Here is an 18,255-nt window from a genome sequence, read left to right as displayed (position 1 = left end):
CGCCGTCCACGTTATCCGTGGCGCGGATCCCACCGGAACAGCCACCTGGCCAGCAGCGCGGCCACACCGACCCAGACCACCAGCACGCCGAGCGAGGGCAGGGCCTCGATCCACTGCTCCGCCACGGTGAGAGTGCCGCCGCCGTCGCCGATGAAGTCCCTGCCGAGGTAGGCCGTACGCATGATCTCGGTCACCGGCGTGGTGGGGATCAGCTTGGAGACGATCTGCAGCGGCTCGGGGAAGACGCTGAGTGGCCCCATGACCGGGCTCCCGATGATGACGACCAGCAGCACCGGAAGCACGGAGATCTGGGCCAGCTCCGCGTTGCGGGTGATTCCCGAGAACGCCGCCGCGATCAGTGCGAACACCGCGACCCCCAGCACCCCCGTCAGAAGCATCAGCGGGATGTTGCTCGGCATCCCACCGTCGCCCAATCGGGAGATCCAGACGCTCAGCAGCACCGTCTGGAAGGCATAGAGGGCGAAGGCGCTCAGCCCCGCCCCTCCGAAGATCGCGACGCTCGATGACTGGCCCCCGCGCAGCCGCTTCAGCACCAGTTCCTCGCGGCGGGCGGTGAAGGAGTTGACCAGGTTCACGAAGACCACGAAGCCCAGCATCATGCCCGACAGCCCGGTCAGGATGAAAAGGTCGGCCGGCACGCCCTCGATGCTCTGCTCCGGAGCGAGGGTGGTGTACATCCAGCCGATCAGCAGGGGTAGCAGCACGACGTTGAAGAGTGCGGTCTGGTTGCGGCCGAGCATGGTCAGGTCGATCCGCGCCAGCCGTACGGCATGCAGAACGTCGGTTCTCAACGGACCTCTCCCACCACGCGCATGAAAACATCTTCAAGGGTGCCGCGCCGTATCTCCAGGCGCTCCAAGGTCACACCGACGCCGTCCGCCCAGGCCAGCAGGGACCGCACCGCGGCCTGCGCCCGGGCCGCCTCCGAGCCCTCCGACAGCGTGTAGACGACCTGGGTGCCGCCGGCCGTGTAGGTCACGATGGGCGCGATGCCCTGGACGAAGGGCAGCCCCTCCGCGAACCTCTCCTTGGCCTGCGCCGCGGACATGGGCAGTCGGAAGGCCACCTGGTCGCCCGCCCCTGACACGACCTCGTCCACCGTGCCGTAGGTGTGGATGCTGCCCTCGTGCATGATCGCCAGCCGGTCGGCGAGCCGCTCGGCCTCCTCCAGGTAGTGCGTGGTGAGCAGCACCGTGGCCCCCTGGGCCTTCAGGTCCTGGATCACCTTCCACGTCGCGAAGCGCGCCTCGGGGTCCATCCCGGTCGTCGGCTCGTCGAGGAACAGCAGGTCGGGCCGGGAGAGTACGGCGAGAGCCAGGTCGAGCCGGCGCTTCTGCCCGCCGGAGAGCTGCCTCACCTTGACCTTGGCCTTGCTCTCCAGGCCGACCAGCGCCAGCGCGTTGTCGATCGTGGCGCGTCCCGCGTCGGCGGACATGCCCCGCCACAGCGTGACCGTCTCCTGCACGGTCAGGTCGCCGAGGAAACCCGCGTCCTGGTGGAGGATGCCGATCCGGGGCCGGATCTTCCGCCTGTCCTTCCACGGATCGAGGCCGAACACGCGCACATGGCCGTCGCCGGGCCTGGTGAACCCCTCCAGTACTTCCATGGTGGTGGTCTTGCCGGCGCCGTTGGTGCCGAGCAGGGCGAACAGCTCGCCCCTCTGGACGGTGAAGGAGATCCCTCGGACCGCCTCGAAGTTCCCGTAGCGCTGGTGGAGGCCACCCACCTCGATCGCGAGGTCCTGCCCCGATCCGGGAGCTTCGACCAGGAGGCCACTCATCTGCCGCGTTTCCATGGCAAAAGAGTGCCTTTGACACCCGGTCGCGCGGCAGTCGCCGCTATCACCGAAGATCGGGGAAGAACGGCGCCGCACCCGATGACATTTGTCATAAGCCCAGGTCTACGCTGGCCGCATGACACGCGCCGACAACGACAAGCCCGTCGTCCTCTCGAAGATCTACACCAAGACCGGCGACGACGGCACCACCGCCCTCGGCGACATGAGCCGCACCCGCAAGACGGACCCGCGCCTAGCCGCCTACGCCGACGTCGAGGAGGCCAACGCGGCCATCGGCGTGGCCCTGTCCCTCGGCTCCCTGAGCGACGAGATCGCGGAGGCGCTCGGCCGGATCCAGAATGAGATGTTCGACCTCGGAGCGGACCTCTGCACACCGGTGACCGAGAACCCGGAGTTCCCCCCGCTGCGGGTGGAAGCTTCCTACATCGAGTGGCTCGAAGCGCAATGCGACCACTTCAACGCGCAGCTCAAGCCGCTGCGCAGCTTCATCCTGCCGGGCGGCGCCCCCGCCGCGGCGCTCCTCCACGTCGCCAGGGTCACCGTACGGCGTGCCGAACGCAGCACCTGGGCGGCGCTGGAGACCCACGACGACGTCAACCCGCTGACGGCGAAATACCTCAACCGGCTGTCGGACCTGCTGTTCATCCTCTGCCGGATCGCCGCCGGGGGCGAGGAGGTGCTCTGGAAGCCGGGAGGCACCCGCTAGCGCACCTCTAGGCCGCGCCTCTAGCCGAGGCCTCTAGGCGAGGCCTCTAGGCCATGTCGAGGTGCGCGCCCGGCGGCGCCGACTCGAGCCAGGCCAGGAAACCGGTGAGCGCGTCCTCCGACATGGCCAGGGACACCGCGCCGCAGTCGACCGCCCACAGGCCGCCTCCCAGCGGCCGACGGGCCGAAACAGTGAGGCCGCGCCTCGCAATCGCGTGGCGCGGCCTCAGCCGTAGACCCAGAAAGGGGATCCAGTGGAGCTCCCCGTCGGCATAGCGGGCTACGCCCGATTTCCAGCCGCTGGTCTCCGTCCGCAGCGAACAGGGCACATGGCCCCGGGCGCGGGAGAGGACGAACCCCCGCAGGAGCATGAGGGCCGCGATGAGCGCTACACCCGCCAGAATCACCAGCGTCGTCGTCATCGCCGCCCCCACCGGAAGATGTCTTGAAAATCAGGCGTCTTCGCCGGCGGCGCGCAGCCTGGCGCGGGCGCGTTTGGCCGCGAGGGCCGCTTCCGCGTCGTCGGCGTCGGCCTCGATGGAGGCCTGAGCGCGCTCAAGGGCGTCACGGGCCGCCGCGACATCCACTTCGGAGCCCAGCTCGGCTGCCTCGGCGAGGACCGAGACCTGGTTGTCGGCCACCGAGATGAACCCGCCGTGGACGGCGGCGACGAGGTCGGCCCCGCCGTCGCCACGCTTCACGCGCAGGACGCCACCCTCGACGAGGACACCCAGCACAGGAGCGTGTCTGGGCATAATACCGATCTCACCGTCGACGGTCTTGGCAACCACCATGTCCGCCTCGCCGGACCAGATCTCGCGCTCCGGCGAGACGACCCCTACTTGCAGCTTCGCCACCGTAAGGCTCCTTTCCGATCAGGTGCCGGTACGGCGTCGCCGTACCGGCACCGAAGGCGACTAGCGGGCCAGGCCCTCGGCCTTGGCGATGGCCTGCTCGATGCCACCGACCATGAAGAACGCCTGCTCGGGCAGGTGGTCGTATTCACCGGCGCACAGACCCTTGAACGAGGCGATGGTCTCGTCCAGCGGCACGAACTCACCCGGCTGGCCGGTGAACGCCTCGGCGGCGTACATCGGGTGGGACAGGAAGCGCTCGATGCGGCGGGCCCGGTTGACGGTGACCTTGTCCTCTTCGGAGAGCTCGTCGATACCGAGAATCGCGATGATGTCCTGCAGTTCCTTGTACTTCTGCAGGATCCGCTTGGTCTCCTGGGCGACCGCGTAGTGCTCGGCGCCCACGACCTGCGGGTCGAGGATGCGCGAGGTGGAGTCGAGCGGGTCCACCGCGGGGTAGATGCCCTTCTCCGAGATCGGCCGGGAGAGCACGGTCGTCGCGTCGAGGTGGGCGAACGCGTTGTGCGGCGCCGGGTCGGTGATGTCGTCCGCGGGCACGTAGATCGCCTGCATCGAGGTGATCGAGTGGCCGCGGGTCGAGGTGATGCGCTCCTGGAGCACACCCATCTCATCGGCCAAGGTCGGCTGGTAACCCACCGCGGACGGCATACGGCCGAGCAGCGTGGAGACCTCCGAGCCCGCCTGGGTGAAGCGGAAGATGTTGTCGATGAACAGAAGCACGTCCTGCTTCTCGACATCACGGAAGTACTCCGCCATCGTCAGCGCCGACAGCGCGACACGCAGACGGGTGCCCGGGGGCTCGTCCATCTGGCCGAAGACCAGGGCGGTGTCCTTGAGGACGTTCGCCTCTTCCATTTCGAGCCAGAGGTCGTTGCCCTCACGCGTACGCTCACCGACGCCGGCGAACACCGACGTGCCGGAGAACTTCAGCGCGACTCGGCGGATCATCTCCTGGATCAGAACGGTCTTGCCGACGCCGGCGCCACCGAACAGACCGATCTTGCCGCCCTTCATGTACGGCGTGAGCAGGTCGATGACCTTGATGCCGGTCGGGAGGATCTCCGTACGCGACTCAAGCTGGTCGAAGGGGGGCGAGGAGCGGTGGATGCCCCAACGCTCCTGGATCTCGAGCGACGCGGTCGGAACGTCCAGGGCCTCGCCCAGGGTGTTCCACACGTGGCCCTTGACGACCTGACCGACGGGCACCGAGATCGCCGCACCGGTGTCGACGACAGCGGCGTTGCGGACCAGGCCGTCGGTGGGCTGCATGGAGATGGCGCGCACCAGGTTGTCACCGAGGTGCTGGGCGACCTCCATGGTCAGCGTCTTGGTCTCGCCGTCCAGGACGACGTCGACCGTGAGCGCGTTGTAGATGTCCGGCATCGCCTCGACGGGGAACTCCACGTCGACGACGGGACCGGTGACCCGCGCGACGCGACCCACGCCGGTCTCAACAGTCTGTGCAGTCATTTCACTCTTTCCCCGCTGCGGCGTCAGCCAGCGCGTTGGCGCCACCGACGATCTCGCTGATTTCCTGGGTGATCTCCGCCTGACGAGCCTGGTTCATCTGCTGGGTGAACACGCGGATGAGCTCGTTGGCGTTGTCGGTCGCCGACTTCATCGCGCGGCGGCGCGCGGCGTGCTCGGAGGCCGCCGACTGGAGCAGCGCGTTGAAGATGCGGGACTCCACGTAGCGCGGCAGGAGCGTGTCGAGAACACCGTCGGCCGTCGGCTCGAACTCGAAGTACGGCAGCGGCCCGGCCGCCGGAGCCTCGGTCGTGACCTCGATCTCCAGCGGAAGGACGCGCTTGACCACGACCGCCTGCGTCAGCATCGAGACGAACGACGTCGACACGATGTGGATCTCGTCGATGCCGTTCTCGTCCTTGAACGCCTCGATCAGCGTGTCGGCGATCTCCTTGGCGTGCGCGTAGGTCGGGTTGTCGGAGAACCCGGACCAGCTCGCACCCATCGGCCTGCCGCGGAACGAGTGCCAGGCGATGCCCTTGCGGCCCGCCACGAACGGCACGGGCATGACCCCGCGGTCGCGCAGCAGCCCGGCGAGGGCCTCCGCCTCACGCAGCAGGTTGGCGTTGAAGCCGCCCGCGAACCCCCGGTCGCTGGTGACGATGAGCACCCCGGCCTTCGCCGGGTTCTCCTTCGCCACGGTCAGCGGGTGCGAGACGCTCGTGGTGCCCGACACCACGGCGCTCACCGCACGGGTGATCTCCCGCTCGTACGGCACCGCCGCGGCCATCCTGGCCTGCGCCTTGACGATCCGCGAGGACGCGATCAGCTCCTGCGCGCGCGTGATCTTGGCGGTCGACCTGACCGACTTGATCCGCCTGCGCAGCAGTCTCAGCTGTGCACCCATCGGCTACTTCTTCTCTTCGACCTGGCGAACGTGCTTGGTGATCTTCTCCTGGCCGACTTCGCCGGCCTCAAGCGACGGGACCGGCTCGTCCTTGACCAGGAGCTCGCCCGAGGAGGTCTCGAAACCCTTCTTGAACTCGGTGATCGCGCCCTTGAGCAGGGTCACCGCGTCGTCGGAGAGGTCCTTGGTCTCCCGGATACCGTCGAAGACGCCCTTGTGCTCGCGGGAGATGTAGTCGAGGAACTCCGCCTCGAATCTCCGCACGTCCTCGACCGGCACGTCGTCGAGCTGGCCGGTGGTGCCCGCCCAGACGGAGACGACCTGCTGCTCGACCGCGAACGGGCTGTACTGCGGCTGCTTGAGCAACTCGATCAGTCGCTGTCCGCGCTCAAGCTGGGCCCGCGAGGCGGCGTCCAGGTCGGAGGCGAACGCGGCGAACGCCTCCAGGTCGCGGTACTGCGACAGGGAGATGCGGAGCGTGCCGGCGACCTTCCTCATGGCCTTGATCTGCGCCGAGCCACCGACTCGGGAGACCGAGACACCGACGTTGATGGCCGGACGGACACCGGCGTTGAACAGGTCCGTCTCCAGGAAGCACTGGCCGTCGGTGATGGAGATGACGTTGGTCGGGATGAACGCCGAGACGTCGTTACCCTTGGTCTCGATGACCGGGAGCCCGGTCATCGAGCCGCCGCCCAGGTCGGCGGAGAGCTTCGCGCAGCGTTCCAGCAGACGCGAGTGCAAGTAGAAGACGTCACCGGGGAACGCCTCACGGCCCGGCGGGCGGCGCAGCAGCAGCGAGACGGCGCGGTAGGCGTCGGCCTGCTTGCTCAGGTCGTCGAAGACGATCAGAACGTGCTTGCCCTGGTACATCCAGTGCTGCCCGATGGCGGAGCCGGTGTAAGGGGCGATGTACTTGTAACCGGCGGGGTCGGACGCCGGGGCGGCGACGATGGTGGTGTACTCCATCGCGCCCGCCTCCTCCAGGCGGCCCTGCACCTGCGCGATCGTCGAGCCCTTCTGGCCGACGGCGACGTAGACGCAGCGGACCTGCTTGGACGGGTCGCCCGACAGCCAGTTCTCACGCTGGTTGAGGATGGTGTCCACGGCGATGGCGGTCTTGCCGGTGCCACGGTCACCGATGATCAGCTGGCGCTGGCCACGGCCGATCGGGGTCATGGCGTCGACCGCCTTGAGGCCGGTCTGCAGCGGCTCCTTCACGGGCTGCCGCTGAACGACCGAAGGCGCCTGCAGCTCCAGGGCGCGCAGCCCCTCGGCCTCGATCGCGCCCTTGCCGTCGAGGGGGACGCCCAGCGGGTCCACCACGCGGCCGAGGAAGTTGTCGCCGACCGGGACCGACAGGACCTGACCGGTCCGGCGGACCGACTGGCCCTCCTCGATCTTGCTGAAGTCACCCAGGATAACGACACCGATCTCCCGGACATCCAGGTTCAGTGCCAGTCCGCGCGTACCGTCCTCGAACTCCAGCAGTTCGTTCGCCATCGCCGAGGGAAGGCCGGAGACATGGGCGATACCGTCGCCGCAGTCGACGACGGTCCCGATCTCCTCGCGCGCGGCGCCTTCCGGTTCGTACGCCTGGACGAAGCGCTCAAGCGCGTCCCGGATCTCGTCCGGCCGGATCGTCAGCTCCGCCATCTCTTCAGTCTCCCTATTCGCCTAGCCGGCCAACCGGCGGCGGACTTCTTCAATGCGGCCCGTGATCGTGGTGTCGATGATCTCGTCGCCGATGCGGATCGAGAATCCACCGAGCACGCGCGGGTCCACTTCGACGTTCAGATGGACGTCGCGACCAAACGAGGCGCGCAGCCACGCGGCGAGCCTCTGCTTGTGCTCCTCGCTGAGCGGGATGGCGCTGCGCACCACCGCGACGAGGCGCTGACGCTGCTCAGAGACAAGGCCGCCGAACTCTTCGAGTCCCGAATCCAGGCTACGTCCTCGCGGATGCGTGACGAGCTGGACCAGGAGACGGAGGGTGGACGGCGCCACCTTGTCCCCGAGGAGCTCGGCGAGCAGTGCCCGCTTGGCGTCAGCGGGGAGCGACGGGCTGGTCAGGGCCCGGCGCAGGTCGGAGCTGGCCGCGACGATGCGCCCGAACCTGAACAGTTCGTCTTCGACATCGTCGAGCCTGTTCTGCGACTCGGCCTCCGCGCACGCGGCGACCACCCCGAGGCGCTCAAGCACGTCGGGCAGGTCGGCGGCGCGGGACCACTTGGCCTCGACGGCCGACTCGACCGTCGCCACCGCCGCCGGACTCACCTTGCCCTCAAAGAGCACGCGTGCGGCCTGTGCCTTCTGCTCGGGGGCCACAGACGGGTCGGAGAGCGAACGGCGAAGGCCGTGTTCGCGGCCGAACAGGTCGGCGACCGCGAACAGCTCGTCGGCCAGCGTCCCGAGGTCGGCCGCACCGGCGACTCCGTTGAACCGCTCTTCCACCTCGGCCAGCGAGGACCTGCTGAGGCCACGCATCAGCGAACCGCCTCGGAGCCGGCACCCTCAAGCTCTTCAAGGAACCGGTCGACGATGCGGCGCTGGCGGGCCTCGTCCTCCAGCGACTCACCGACGATGCGGCCGGCGAGGTCGGTCGACAGCCGCCCGATCTCCACCCGGAGCTGGGCGAAGGCGGTCTGACGCTCGGCCTCGATCTGGGCGTGGGCCTGCTCGATGATGCGGCGGGCCTCGGCCTGGGCCTCCTCGCGGAGTTCGGCCTTGATCTGCGCACCCTGCTCGCGGGCCTCTTCGCGCAGGCGCGCGGCCTCGTGACGGGCCTCGGCGAGCTGGGCGCGGTAGCTCTCCAGCGTGCGCTTGGCCTCGTCCTGGACCTCTTCGGCTCTCTTCAGGCCCCCCTCGATGGCGTCGGTCCTCTCCGCGAGCGTCTTCTGGATGCGCGGGGTGAGGATCTTGCCGACGACGAAGAGCACGACGAAAAAGGCGAAGCCACCAACGACCAGCTCATATGTGTGCGGAAGAAGAGGGCTGTTGGCCCCTTCCTCCGCGGCGAGCCGTGCTGCTGTGATCATGATTGCAGCCTTTCGTCAGGGGTTGTCGTACGTCACGCGTTGAACATGAAGGGCGCGACCAGACCGATCAGGGCCAGCGCCTCGGTGAGAACGAAGCCGAGCAGCATGTTCTGACGGATGAGGTTGTAGGCCTCGGGGTTGCGGGCGATCGCCTGGACGCCCTGGCCGAAGATGATGCCGACGCCGATGCCCGGGCCGATCGCGGCGAGACCATAACCGATGGAGCCAAGCGAGTTGAGGCTGCCGGAGACCTCAGCAAGGAGGGCGCTCATGGGTGTTTTCCTTTACTGGTCGGCCGGTGGAGGGCCCACCGGTCTGGACATTTCCGTTGGAGGACTCAGTGCTCGGGGTGGAGCGAGTTGCCGATGTACATCGCCGCGAGCATCGCGAAGAGGAATGCCTGCAGGAACTGGATGAACATCTCGAAGAGCGTCATCCCGATCGTCATGACCACGCCCAGGACGCCGAGAGGCGCGCCGAGGGGCGTGAGGTTCTCAAACAGGAACCAGAAGCCGACCAGGCTGAAGAACGCCAGGATGATGTGGCCCGCGAACATGTTGGCGAAGAGTCGCACCGCGTGCGTGAAGGGAGCCACGATCATGTTCGAGAGGAACTCGATGGGGGCGAGCAGCACGTAGATGGGCTTGGGAAGCCCCGGCGGGAACATCATGTTCTTGAAGTAGCCGAAGAACCCCTGGTGCTTGAAGCCGAGGTAGAGCTTGAGCACGTAGATGGAGGCCGCGAGCACGAACGGGAAGGCGATGTGCGAGACGACGGGGAACTGGATGCCGGGGACGACACCCATCAGGTTCCAGACCCAGATCAGGAAGAAGAGGCTGAGCAGCAGGCCCATCCACCGGTCTGCGTCCTTGCCGAGGAACGGCCGGGCGACCTGGTCGCGGATGAACATGTAACCCATCTCGGCAACGTTCTGGACGCCTCTCGGCACCAGCTTCGGCTTCGCGAACGCCGACCAGCAGAAGATCAAAACGATCAACGTGCTCAGAAGCGCCACCAGCACGGGTTTGGTGAACCATGGGACGCCAGAAATGATCGGGGGGAATTCGAAGAGTTCGAGCCCTGGGGCCTTGAACTCATCCCCGGAGGCGAGGAGCGTCAGCGTGCTCACGCGGCGTTCCCTTCGACGTGGTAGTAGAACAAGTGGACTTCTCCGACAAGGCGATCACCGCCGAGCGTCAGCGTCCGTACTTCCGATAGACCAGGTAGACGGAGAGCACGACGCCGAGGATCAGGCCGATCGGGGTGAACGCGACCACGCCAGTCCAGCGGCTCAGCAACCAGCCGATACCGCCGTAGACAATGATCCCTGAGAGCACGTAGCTGGGTATCGACCAGGCGGCATTGGCAAAGTCGCGGCCGTCGTCTTCTGGCCGACGCTTCTGCTCGCTCATCGCGGGCACGACGATAGCAGGCGCGGTGAGGACTAGTCATATCGGACCCCGTCACGCCGGCTGCCGAAATCATACGCCCGGTCATTCAGCCACCCTGCCCAGGGACTCGGCCTTCAGGGTCGACGTAGAGCATCTTCAACTTCATGAAGCCACGCATCTCACCGAAGGTCCACACCACAGTGAGCGCAATCACAGTCCAGCCGAAGGCCCGGGGATCGAAGGCCGTGGCGCCCTCGAACGTCCTGAGCAGCATGATCAGGGCCAACGCCTTCACCACATAGCTCAGAACGGCGGCGGTCATCATCGCCATGGGCGAGACCCGGCCGGCCCACGACACCACGACCAGGCTGATTGTGAAGAAAAGGGCGACCAGCCCCAGAGCGATCCCGGATCCGAACGCCGCCGTGGCACCCCCCAGAAGAACCGCCACGAGAACCGCGACGACACCTGCCGCCAGCGTGGGCAGCGCGGCGCTTTTGAGGACGCGCACGTCGTTGGCCTGCATCGGTGCTCCAGGATGAGTTGTCAAGCGAGCGTTTGCTACCCCACAGGGCCGTTCACGTGGGGTTCCTATTCGTGAAAGCTATCACAAGCTCAGTGAAGGCTGCTTTTACCTGGCGTTTCGAGGAACGTGTCAGGGGATACGCCGGGGCGGAGTCGAGCGCGAATCCCGATAAGCAGGGAAGACTGCCGTGTCATCGATAAGTTCCACGGAGTCCGCGTTCGAACCGTGATCGGTGGAATCTGTGGTCGGCATCACTTTCGGCACGGGCCCCGTCGTGTCACCGCTGTGCGGCTGGGGCACCGAACGCCTTCCGTGACCGTCGGCAGCCCGCGGCACGCCGAGCGAATCCTCGGCCGGTCGGCCTCGCATCCCCGCGGCCCGCGGCACGTCGGCGGCGCTTCCCTCGGGTCTTCCCCGATGCTCCGCGGTCCGCGGCGCGCCGGCGTCGCCGTCCTCCGGCCTGCCCTGAGGGACCGCGCGGCCCGGCACCGCGGCGATCTGCCCGGTCTCCGGGGCGGACGGCGCGGCAGGCCGCCCCTCCTGCGGGCCCGGGGCCTTCGGCACGGCGGCGATCTGCCCCGTGTGGGGCGGAGGGCCTTCGTAGACCCGGCTCCTCGGCAGACGGCCCGCGGACGGCGGACGCCGCCTCGCTGGCTGCGTCAAGTCCTCGGTGGGCGTGAACCGCTCGGACACGGGCGCCGCCATCGGCTGGGGCACCGGTCGCGGACGGGCGCCCGACCTCGGCGCCGGAGGCGCCAGGGCCCCGGAGGCGGCATCCCGCGCCTCATCCCGCGCGGCGGCCCGGGGTTCTCGCTCGGGTTCGGGGGAATGCCCCATCGCATGTGATCCGCCGTTCTTGCGGCGCAGCCGCCAGCGCGGAAGCGCCATCAGCACGAGCACCCCGACGGCCAGCAGGACTGTGACCGGGAACACGATCAGCGGGACACCACCGACCGACAGACCGACCACGGCCGCCGCGAACAGGAAGGTCCACGCATACATGATCAGGACCGTGCGGCGGTGCGAATGGCCGATGTCCAGCAGCCGGTGATGCAGGTGCCCCCGGTCGGGGGCGAACGGGGACTGGCCGTACGACGTGCGTCTGACCACGGCCGACGTCAGATCGAGCAGCGGCAGCAGCATCACCGCGATCGGCAGCAGCAGCGGCAGCACGATCGGGAAGCGGTTGATGGCCGCGGGGTCGACCGGGGTGACGGTGACGATCGAGGAGGCGAGCACGAGGCCGATCAGCATGGCCCCGGTGTCACCCATGAAGATCTTGGCGGGATGGAAGTTGTGCGGAAGGAACCCCAGGCACATGCCGATGAGGATGGCCGTGATGATGGCCGTGAGGTTGATGCGGGTGCCGTTGGAGACCGCCTGCGACAGCACGATGGAGTAGCCCCACATGGCGATGCCCGCGATGCAGACGATGCCCGCGGCCAGGCCGTCCAGCCCGTCGACGAAGTTGACCGCGTTGATGGTCACGACGACCACCAGGATCGTCACCACCGTGCTCAGGGTGGAGTCGAGCGTGTAGCTGTCGCCGTTGGGGCCCGGAATCCACGGCAGACTCAGGCCGAACCAGACCAGCAGACCCGCCGCGCCGACCTGGCCCCCCAGCTTGATGAGGGCGTCCATGCCCCACCAGTCGTCGAGGAACCCGGTCACCACGATCAGCCCGCCGGCGCAGATCAGAGCCCACATCGCCCTGTCGTCGGCGAGCACCGTGCCGCTGTGTTTCAGCTGATCGGCCATGATCAGGCCGGCGACCAACCCGCCGTACATCGCGAGCCCGCCGAGGCGGGGCGTGGGCTTGGTGTGCACGTCGCGATCGCGCACCTCCGGCATCGCGCCGATGCGGATGGCGAACACGCGGACCAGCGGGACCAGCAGATAGGTCACCGCAGCCGCCGCCAGCGCTATCAAGAGGTATTCGCGCACGTACCTAGTTTCCCGGATGCTCCGGCCACCTGTGACCGGAAGACGACACAGAACTAGTCATAATTCACTGGCCAATATCGCGATTCGTCGGATATGCCGGGAATCGACTGCTTAGGACGGTCACCTGCTCGCGTATTTCCGAGGCCGCCCCCGGTTCCGTCACAGCCCGCGCCACCAGCGCCCCCACCTCCTCCATCTCCACCGGCCCCATGCCCTGCGTCGTCACACAGGGAGTGCCGACCTTGACACCGGACGTCACCGTGGGGGGTTCTCGATCGTAGGGAACGGCGTTGCGGTTGAGCGTGATGCCGGCCAGCGCGCAGCGCTGCTCGGCCACCACACCCGACAGGCCGAGGTCCCTCAGGTCGATCAGCGCGAGATGGGTGTCGGTGCCCCCGGAGACCGGACGCATGCCACGCGCGTCCAGCGCTCGCGTCAGCACGCGCGCGTTCTCGACCACGCGCCGAGCGTAGTCACGGAACGCCGGACGCAGCGCCTCGCCGAAGGCCACCGCCTTCGCCGCGATCACATGCATCAGCGGCCCGCCCTGCACAAAGGGGAACACCGCCCGATCGATCTTGCCGGCGAGCTCCGCCGTGCACAGGATGGCCCCGCCCCGCGGTCCCCGCAGCGACTTGTGCGTCGTGAACGTCACCACATCCGCGTACGGCACGGCCGACGGCACCGCGCCCCCGGCCATCAGGCCGGCCGTGTGCGCCACGTCGGCCAGCAGCCAGGCGCCCACCTCATCGGCGATGCCGCGGAAGGCCCCGAAGTCGATGAGCCGCGGGTAGGCCGTGGCGCCGCACACGATCAGCTTGGGGCGGTGGCGAAGCGCGAGATCCCTCACCTCGTCATAGTCGATCAGCTCGGTGTCGCGGCGCACGCCGTACGACAGGACTTCGAACCAACGACCGGAAAAATTAACCTTGGATCCATGGGTGAGATGGCCGCCGTGAGGAAGCGCCATCGCCAGAATCGCGTCCCCGGGCCGCAACAATGCCGCGTAGGCGGCGAGATTCGCCGACGAACCGGAATGCGGCTGAACATTGACGTGATCGGCGCCGAACAGGCGCAGCGCGCGATCGACGGCCAGGTTTTCCGCGCGGTCCACCACTTCGCACCCGCTGAAGTAGCGCCTCCCCGGGTAACCCTCCGCGTATTTGTCCGTCAAAGTCGAGCCAAGCGCTGCGAGCACCGCGGGCGACGTGAAATTCTCACTGGCGATCAATTGGAGCCCGCCTCGGACCCGTTCGATCTCGTCCAGCAGCACCTGGGCCACGTCCGGATCCCGTCGGCGCAGCGCCTCGAAATCCGGGCCGCGAAACGGGCTCACCGCGCTCTGGAGCGGTGGCTCGGATCGCCCTGCCGAAGAGACGGCCATTTCTCCACTGTAAGCCGTCCGCACACTTCTGGAGGCTCACGAGCCCCGCCGCGGAGGCGGCGGGCGGGCGCCGGCGACGCCCCGGGATCAGGAGAAAGCGTGCGGTGAACTGACCTCCCTCGGCACCCACCTCGGGGTGTCGGCCGCCTCGTCGCTGATCGCCGTGAGCACGGACTGGCGATAGCGCAGCAGCTTGTTGCGCCACTCGGCCATGTCGTTCACATATCTCTCGCCGACCGGCGCATCCCACGTATCGCTGCTCTTGGCCGCCTGCGTGGCCTTGTCCAGCGACGCGGCCAGCGTGTCGAGCAGCGGCATCACCTGAAACCACAGCACGACCAGCTTCTGGTATTCCGGGTTGAACTGCCAGTTTCTCGGCCCCGTCGCACCGGAGTTCGGCCGTATGCCCGGCGGCTCTTCACCCGGTTGCCGTGGCAGTGGCGCCGGAGGATCGACATACATGGCAAAATCCCTACCTCTCGACGCCGCGCCTGTCCAGTGGATCAACCGTGGCCATGCCGTCCGAGGCCAGCCGGAGCCCGTCCGGCGCCGGCGGGGAAACCGGCTCCGTCACCGGACCTTTGCGCCAGTCATTACCGTATTCACCCGGCCGGGGAACCCCGTCCCTCGGCTCCCTGGCCCGGTCGCCTTTCGACTCCCGTCCGTCCTCCTTGGCCGAACCCCCGCGGTCCCGGTCGTCCCGGTCCCGCCCATCGCGGTCCCGGTCGCCGTCCTTGGAGGAACCCCTCTCGGACTCCTCGCCCCGGTCCCGATCGTCGCGATATCGATCCGAGTCCTGCCGACGATCCTCGAACCGGTCGTCATCCCGCCGCTCACCGGCGATCCGATCGTCCCGATAGTCCGCATCCCGATAGTCCACGTAACCTGCGTAACCCGCGCCCCGAGCATCATCCCGGCGATCTCGCGAATCACCCTCAGGCTCACGCCCGGGATCGCGTGAACGGTCGCCCTTCGAGTCCCGCTCGCCGTCGCCCGCCCACTCGTCCCCGCCGGAGTCCTCCCGGACGGGATCGTCTTTCTCAGGACGGTCATTCTGGTAGTCCGTGTCCTGGGCATCCCGAGCATCCCGACGATCCCACGCATCACCTCCAGAATCACGTCCAGGATCCCGTGAGCGCTCCCCTTTGCCTTCCCGGTCCCCATCACCCTCAGATCGCGATTTATCCCCGTAATCGGGATCCTGCGGACGATCGCCATGGCTGCGGACGCCATCATCCAGCCCGCGATCTCCGCCGTATGCGCGCTCCCCGAGGCCCGAGCGGTCCATCGCGTCGGACACCGAAGGCCGGTCGTCACGGCCGCCCGAACCGCGCGAGTCGCCCGGATCACCGGCGTACTCCGCCGTGTCCGGGATTGGGAAGTCCGGCTTGACCCCGGGGTCGGGCGTACCGGCGATGCGGCCAGGAGGCCCATCAGCGGCGGAGTAGGGGTTCTTCGCATCCGTCGCGTAATCGCTGAGAACGAGATCCTCGGCGACCGGCGTCTCCATCGGCTTCGCGTTGGCCATCATGTCGCGAATCTCGTCCATTGTCGGCGGCGGCCCCATCGGCTGTTCGACTATCTTGACGCCGTCGACTTCGACGACCCGTCGGCCACCACTGGTGTCCCGGTCATCGGGATGGTCCTTACCGGGAGTGTCCATCCGGTTCTGGCCGTCGGGGTCACGGCCGCGCGAATCCCCGCCCCTACCGTCGGACCCGCCCCGATCGGCGGAGTCCTTTCCACGCGGCTCCGAGCCGTCGCGGTCCCGCGAGTCCTTGCCCCGGCTGTCCGACCGGTCCTTGTCGTCGGGGTCCTTGCCCCGATCCGACCGATCTCTGTCGTCCGACTCCCTGCTCTTACCTTCCGAGCGGTCGTCCGAGTCACGTGAGGCACCCTCCGTGCGGTCCTGCCCGTCGGATGCCGCCGAGACGCCCGGGCCCCGCGAGTCGCGCTCGGGAGCGCCCACGTCGTCCCGGCCGTCGCCGTACCTCTCGCGAGAGTCGCGTGAATCTCGCGCGCCGTCCTGATCGCGTCGCTGGTCGAGGTCTCTGTCTCCCCTGGCGCCCCGGTCTTCCTTGGGCTCCCCGCGGGAGTCGCCGCCCGAGTCCCGCTCATCGCGAGAACCGCGATCGTCCCGAGGCTCATCCCGCAGGTCGCCACCGCCGTCGCCTCGCGAGCCATCGCCCACATTCAGCCGCTCACCCTTGGAATCCCGGTCGCCCTTGGCCTCGCCATGCCGATCGCCACCGGCGTCCCGCTCACCCTTGGGCTCGCCTCGCGGCTCGTCACGACCGCCGGAGTCCTTGCCACCGTCCTTCGCGGGGTCGCCGACCGAATCATCCCGGCCGGCTTTGGAGTCGCCGCCGTCCACGGGCCGACCGTCCGCAGAGGCACTCCTGGTGTCATTGCGACCGCCCGACGCGTCACGGTCGTCCCTGGAACCCTCATCCCCCTGGGGCACTTCCCGGAGGTCACCCACACGGTCGCGCTCGCCCTTGGAGTCCCGATCGCCCTTGGGTTCACCCTTGGACTCGTCACGACCGCCAGAATCCTTACCGTCCTTGGCGTCCTTGGCCTCGCCCTTGGACTCGCCGCGATCGTCCTTACCGTCCTTGGCCTCACCCTTGGACTCGTCACGACCACCAGAGTCCTTACCGTCCTTGGCCTCGCCCTTGGACTCGTCACGGCCGCCAGAGTCCTTACCGTCCTTGGCCTCGCCCTTGGACTCGCCGCGATCGTCCTTACCGTCCTTGGCCTCACCCTTGGACTCGTCACGACCACCAGAATCCTTGCCGTCCTTGGCGGCGTCGCCGTCGCCCCGCGCGTCCCGGCCCGAAGCGGTGTCCTTGGACTCGTCGCGGCCGACACCGGCGTCCCGGTCGGTCTTGGCTTCCTTGTCGGACCTGGCGTCCCCCTTGGGGTCGCCCTTGGCCTCGTCGCCTCGCTTGCCGCTCTCCCCGTCGGCCTTCGCCCCGGTCTCCGGGCGGTCGCCCTTCGCGTCTCCCCCGCCCTGGGGGCGCTGCGCGTCTCCCCCGCCGGACCCGCCTTCGGGCGTTTTGGCCTTGTCGTCCGTGGCGTTCTTCGGGCCTTCGGCCGCGCCTTTGTCCGTGTCGTCCTGATCCTTGTCCGTGTTGTCAGCCCCGGGGTCTCGCGGGGTGGCCTCGACGGACTGGCCTTCGACACGGGGCGGGTCGGCGATCTGCTGCTGCTCCTCGCGCTTTTCGAGTAGCTCCACTCTCACGGTGAGATCGCGGACCATCTCGTCAAGGCTGTCGGCGACCTGCGCCGGTCTGACCGGTGTTCCCGAGGGGACTCCCGCGGCGCTCAACAGCTGGGTGACACGGCTGTCAATGGATCTGATCTGGCCGGCCATGTTCTTCGCCTCGGCCAGCAGTCCCCGGACAAGCTGGGGATTCATTCCATTGAACTTGCCCATCGACTCTCCCGGAAGTATCGACCAACCTCACGGTAACCGTGGGCAAGCTCTAAGTCCCCAGGAATGACCAAGGAGTTATTGAGATTGCATAAATCAGCCAGTGCTGTCGGAGTCCTCGTCCGTCGCGACATAGCCGACGATGCCGCGGAGTTTCTGCACGGAGAGCGCTCCCTTGCGCAGCAGGCGCGGCACGGCCGTGGTGAGGTCGAGGATCGACGACGGCGTGTTCTCCGTGCGGGGGCCGCCGTCGAGGTAGACCGCGACGGAGTCGCCGAGTTGCCGCTCGGCCTCGGCGGCGGTGGTGGCGGGGGGTGAGCCGGTGCGGTTGGCGCTGCTCACCGCCATCGGGCCGACCTCTTTGAGGAGCTCGATCGCGAGCGGGTCGTTCGGCATGCGGATGGCGACGGTGCCCTTGGTGTCGCCGAGGTCCCAGGTGAGGGAGCGGTTGACGCGGCAGATCAGCGTGAGGGGCCCGGGCCAGAACTCGTCGATGAGCTCCTGGCCGTAGAGGCCGAGGCCGTCGACGAGGGCCGTGGCGGCGAGTGTGGTGCCGACGAGGACGGGGACGGGCATGTCGCGCCCGCGGCCCTTGGCCGTGAGGAGGGCTTTCACCCCCGCGTGGCTGAAGGCTTCGGCTCCGATGCCGTAGACCGTGTCCGTGGGGAACACGACCAGCTCGCCCTTCTGGACGGCGGCGGCCGCATCGGTCAGGGCGGCGGCGCGCTGCTCGGGATCTGCGCATTCATAACGTCGGCTCACG

The 18,255-nt window shown here is 68.0% G+C and carries 19 protein-coding genes; 1 reads left to right on the top strand and 18 read right to left on the bottom strand.

Going from position 1 to position 18,255, the window contains the following annotated elements; genetic code table 11:
- Positions 1 to 11: 11 nt before the first annotated feature.
- Together BLQ73_RS06975 and BLQ73_RS06970 are read right to left on the bottom strand one after the other, a co-directional pair.
- Positions 12 to 812, bottom strand: a complete 801-nt coding sequence (locus BLQ73_RS06975; RefSeq protein ID WP_093169478.1) for an ABC transporter permease — start codon at positions 810 to 812, stop codon at positions 12 to 14.
- Positions 809 to 1,801 (bottom strand): ABC transporter ATP-binding protein, encoded by a 993-nt coding sequence (locus tag BLQ73_RS06970; protein WP_176955314.1) that lies wholly within the window; start codon positions 1,799 to 1,801, stop codon positions 809 to 811. The genes BLQ73_RS06975 and BLQ73_RS06970 overlap by 4 nt, the downstream gene beginning before the upstream one ends.
- Positions 1,802 to 1,934: 133 nt before the next feature.
- On the opposite strand from BLQ73_RS06970, the gene BLQ73_RS06965 reads away from it, so the two are divergent.
- On the top strand, positions 1,935 to 2,525 hold the full coding sequence (locus BLQ73_RS06965) for a cob(I)yrinic acid a,c-diamide adenosyltransferase (RefSeq protein WP_093169474.1): 591 nt from the start codon (positions 1,935 to 1,937) through the stop codon (positions 2,523 to 2,525).
- 46 nt (positions 2,526 to 2,571) lie between these two features.
- On the opposite strand, the gene BLQ73_RS06960 is transcribed toward BLQ73_RS06965, so the two are convergent.
- From BLQ73_RS06960 to BLQ73_RS06885, 16 genes are all read right to left on the bottom strand, one after another.
- Complete coding sequence (locus BLQ73_RS06960) at positions 2,572 to 2,946, bottom strand: DUF2550 domain-containing protein (protein WP_093169678.1); 375 nt, start codon at positions 2,944 to 2,946, stop codon at positions 2,572 to 2,574.
- A gap of 30 nt (positions 2,947 to 2,976) precedes the next feature.
- Positions 2,977 to 3,381 carry a F0F1 ATP synthase subunit epsilon gene (locus BLQ73_RS06955; protein ID WP_093169472.1) on the bottom strand — a complete coding sequence of 135 codons (405 nt, stop codon included), beginning with the start codon at positions 3,379 to 3,381 and terminating at the stop codon, positions 2,977 to 2,979.
- Between the two features lie 60 nt (positions 3,382 to 3,441).
- Entirely contained in the window at positions 3,442 to 4,869 is a 1,428-nt protein-coding gene (gene atpD, locus BLQ73_RS06950; RefSeq protein WP_093169470.1) for a F0F1 ATP synthase subunit beta, read from the bottom strand.
- 1 nt (position 4,870) lies between these two features.
- Positions 4,871 to 5,773, bottom strand: a complete 903-nt coding sequence (locus BLQ73_RS06945) for a F0F1 ATP synthase subunit gamma (protein ID WP_093169468.1) — start codon at positions 5,771 to 5,773, stop codon at positions 4,871 to 4,873.
- A gap of 3 nt (positions 5,774 to 5,776) precedes the next feature.
- Positions 5,777 to 7,429 carry a F0F1 ATP synthase subunit alpha gene (gene atpA / locus BLQ73_RS06940; RefSeq protein ID WP_093169465.1) on the bottom strand — a complete coding sequence of 551 codons (1,653 nt, stop codon included), beginning with the start codon at positions 7,427 to 7,429 and terminating at the stop codon, positions 5,777 to 5,779.
- 21 nt (positions 7,430 to 7,450) lie between these two features.
- Positions 7,451 to 8,260: a F0F1 ATP synthase subunit delta gene (locus BLQ73_RS06935; RefSeq protein WP_093169463.1), complete on the bottom strand. Its 810-nt coding sequence runs from the start codon at positions 8,258 to 8,260 to the stop codon at positions 7,451 to 7,453.
- Complete coding sequence (locus BLQ73_RS06930; RefSeq protein WP_093169461.1) at positions 8,260 to 8,811, bottom strand: F0F1 ATP synthase subunit B; 552 nt, start codon at positions 8,809 to 8,811, stop codon at positions 8,260 to 8,262. Before BLQ73_RS06930 ends, BLQ73_RS06935 begins: the two co-directional genes overlap by 1 nt.
- A 32-nt stretch (positions 8,812 to 8,843) precedes the next feature.
- The gene (gene atpE, locus BLQ73_RS06925) at positions 8,844 to 9,083 is read right to left on the bottom strand and encodes an ATP synthase F0 subunit C (protein WP_093169459.1); all 240 of its coding nucleotides are present in this window, start codon (positions 9,081 to 9,083) and stop codon (positions 8,844 to 8,846) included.
- 65 nt (positions 9,084 to 9,148) lie between these two features.
- Positions 9,149 to 9,940 (bottom strand): F0F1 ATP synthase subunit A, encoded by a 792-nt coding sequence (gene atpB / locus BLQ73_RS06920; protein WP_093169457.1) that lies wholly within the window; start codon positions 9,938 to 9,940, stop codon positions 9,149 to 9,151.
- A 67-nt stretch (positions 9,941 to 10,007) separates the two neighbouring features.
- Positions 10,008 to 10,223, bottom strand: a complete 216-nt coding sequence (locus BLQ73_RS06915) for an AtpZ/AtpI family protein (protein ID WP_176955313.1) — start codon at positions 10,221 to 10,223, stop codon at positions 10,008 to 10,010.
- 85 nt (positions 10,224 to 10,308) lie between these two features.
- The gene (locus BLQ73_RS06910; protein WP_093169453.1) at positions 10,309 to 10,728 is read right to left on the bottom strand and encodes a Cg1360 family ATP-synthase-associated protein; all 420 of its coding nucleotides are present in this window, start codon (positions 10,726 to 10,728) and stop codon (positions 10,309 to 10,311) included.
- A 129-nt stretch (positions 10,729 to 10,857) separates the two neighbouring features.
- Complete coding sequence (locus tag BLQ73_RS06905; protein WP_093169451.1) at positions 10,858 to 12,672, bottom strand: glycosyltransferase family 4 protein; 1,815 nt, start codon at positions 12,670 to 12,672, stop codon at positions 10,858 to 10,860.
- Positions 12,673 to 12,736: 64 nt separating this feature from the next.
- Complete coding sequence (locus tag BLQ73_RS06900) at positions 12,737 to 14,056, bottom strand: serine hydroxymethyltransferase (RefSeq protein ID WP_093169448.1); 1,320 nt, start codon at positions 14,054 to 14,056, stop codon at positions 12,737 to 12,739.
- 87 nt (positions 14,057 to 14,143) lie between these two features.
- Positions 14,144 to 14,518 (bottom strand): hypothetical protein, encoded by a 375-nt coding sequence (locus BLQ73_RS06895; RefSeq protein ID WP_093169445.1) that lies wholly within the window; start codon positions 14,516 to 14,518, stop codon positions 14,144 to 14,146.
- A gap of 10 nt (positions 14,519 to 14,528) precedes the next feature.
- Positions 14,529 to 17,495 (bottom strand): hypothetical protein, encoded by a 2,967-nt coding sequence (locus BLQ73_RS06890; protein WP_093169443.1) that lies wholly within the window; start codon positions 17,493 to 17,495, stop codon positions 14,529 to 14,531.
- A 93-nt stretch (positions 17,496 to 17,588) separates the two neighbouring features.
- Positions 17,589 to 18,254, bottom strand: a complete 666-nt coding sequence (locus BLQ73_RS06885) for an L-threonylcarbamoyladenylate synthase (protein WP_093169441.1) — start codon at positions 18,252 to 18,254, stop codon at positions 17,589 to 17,591.
- Position 18,255 lies beyond the last annotated feature (1 nt).

The organism is Sinosporangium album, assembly GCF_900100605.1.
Lineage (GTDB): Bacteria > Actinomycetota > Actinomycetes > Streptosporangiales > Streptosporangiaceae > Sinosporangium > Sinosporangium album.
The sequence above is the reverse complement of the archived record's forward strand: the minus strand, read 5'-3'. Positions and strand labels throughout refer to the sequence as shown.

What these genes read in the sequence shown, in the direction of transcription:
- BLQ73_RS06965 (WP_093169474.1), top strand. Translation starts at nt 1,935, where the DNA reads ATGACACGCGCCGACAACGACAAGCCCGTCGTCCTCTCGAAGATCTAC.
- BLQ73_RS06900 (WP_093169448.1), bottom strand. Translation starts at nt 14,056, where the DNA reads ATGGCCGTCTCTTCGGCAGGGCGATCCGAGCCACCGCTCCAGAGCGCG.
- atpA (WP_093169465.1), bottom strand. Translation starts at nt 7,429, where the DNA reads ATGGCGGAGCTGACGATCCGGCCGGACGAGATCCGGGACGCGCTTGAG.
- BLQ73_RS06895 (WP_093169445.1), bottom strand. Translation starts at nt 14,518, where the DNA reads ATGTATGTCGATCCTCCGGCGCCACTGCCACGGCAACCGGGTGAAGAG.
- BLQ73_RS06890 (WP_093169443.1), bottom strand. Translation starts at nt 17,495, where the DNA reads ATGGGCAAGTTCAATGGAATGAATCCCCAGCTTGTCCGGGGACTGCTG.
- BLQ73_RS06945 (WP_093169468.1), bottom strand. Translation starts at nt 5,773, where the DNA reads ATGGGTGCACAGCTGAGACTGCTGCGCAGGCGGATCAAGTCGGTCAGG.
- BLQ73_RS06915 (WP_176955313.1), bottom strand. Translation starts at nt 10,223, where the DNA reads ATGAGCGAGCAGAAGCGTCGGCCAGAAGACGACGGCCGCGACTTTGCC.
- atpE (WP_093169459.1), bottom strand. Translation starts at nt 9,083, where the DNA reads ATGAGCGCCCTCCTTGCTGAGGTCTCCGGCAGCCTCAACTCGCTTGGC.
- BLQ73_RS06935 (WP_093169463.1), bottom strand. Translation starts at nt 8,260, where the DNA reads ATGCGTGGCCTCAGCAGGTCCTCGCTGGCCGAGGTGGAAGAGCGGTTC.
- BLQ73_RS06970 (WP_176955314.1), bottom strand. Translation starts at nt 1,801, where the DNA reads ATGAGTGGCCTCCTGGTCGAAGCTCCCGGATCGGGGCAGGACCTCGCG.
- BLQ73_RS06960 (WP_093169678.1), bottom strand. Translation starts at nt 2,946, where the DNA reads ATGACGACGACGCTGGTGATTCTGGCGGGTGTAGCGCTCATCGCGGCC.
- BLQ73_RS06930 (WP_093169461.1), bottom strand. Translation starts at nt 8,811, where the DNA reads ATGATCACAGCAGCACGGCTCGCCGCGGAGGAAGGGGCCAACAGCCCT.
- atpD (WP_093169470.1), bottom strand. Translation starts at nt 4,869, where the DNA reads ATGACTGCACAGACTGTTGAGACCGGCGTGGGTCGCGTCGCGCGGGTC.
- BLQ73_RS06910 (WP_093169453.1), bottom strand. Translation starts at nt 10,728, where the DNA reads ATGCAGGCCAACGACGTGCGCGTCCTCAAAAGCGCCGCGCTGCCCACG.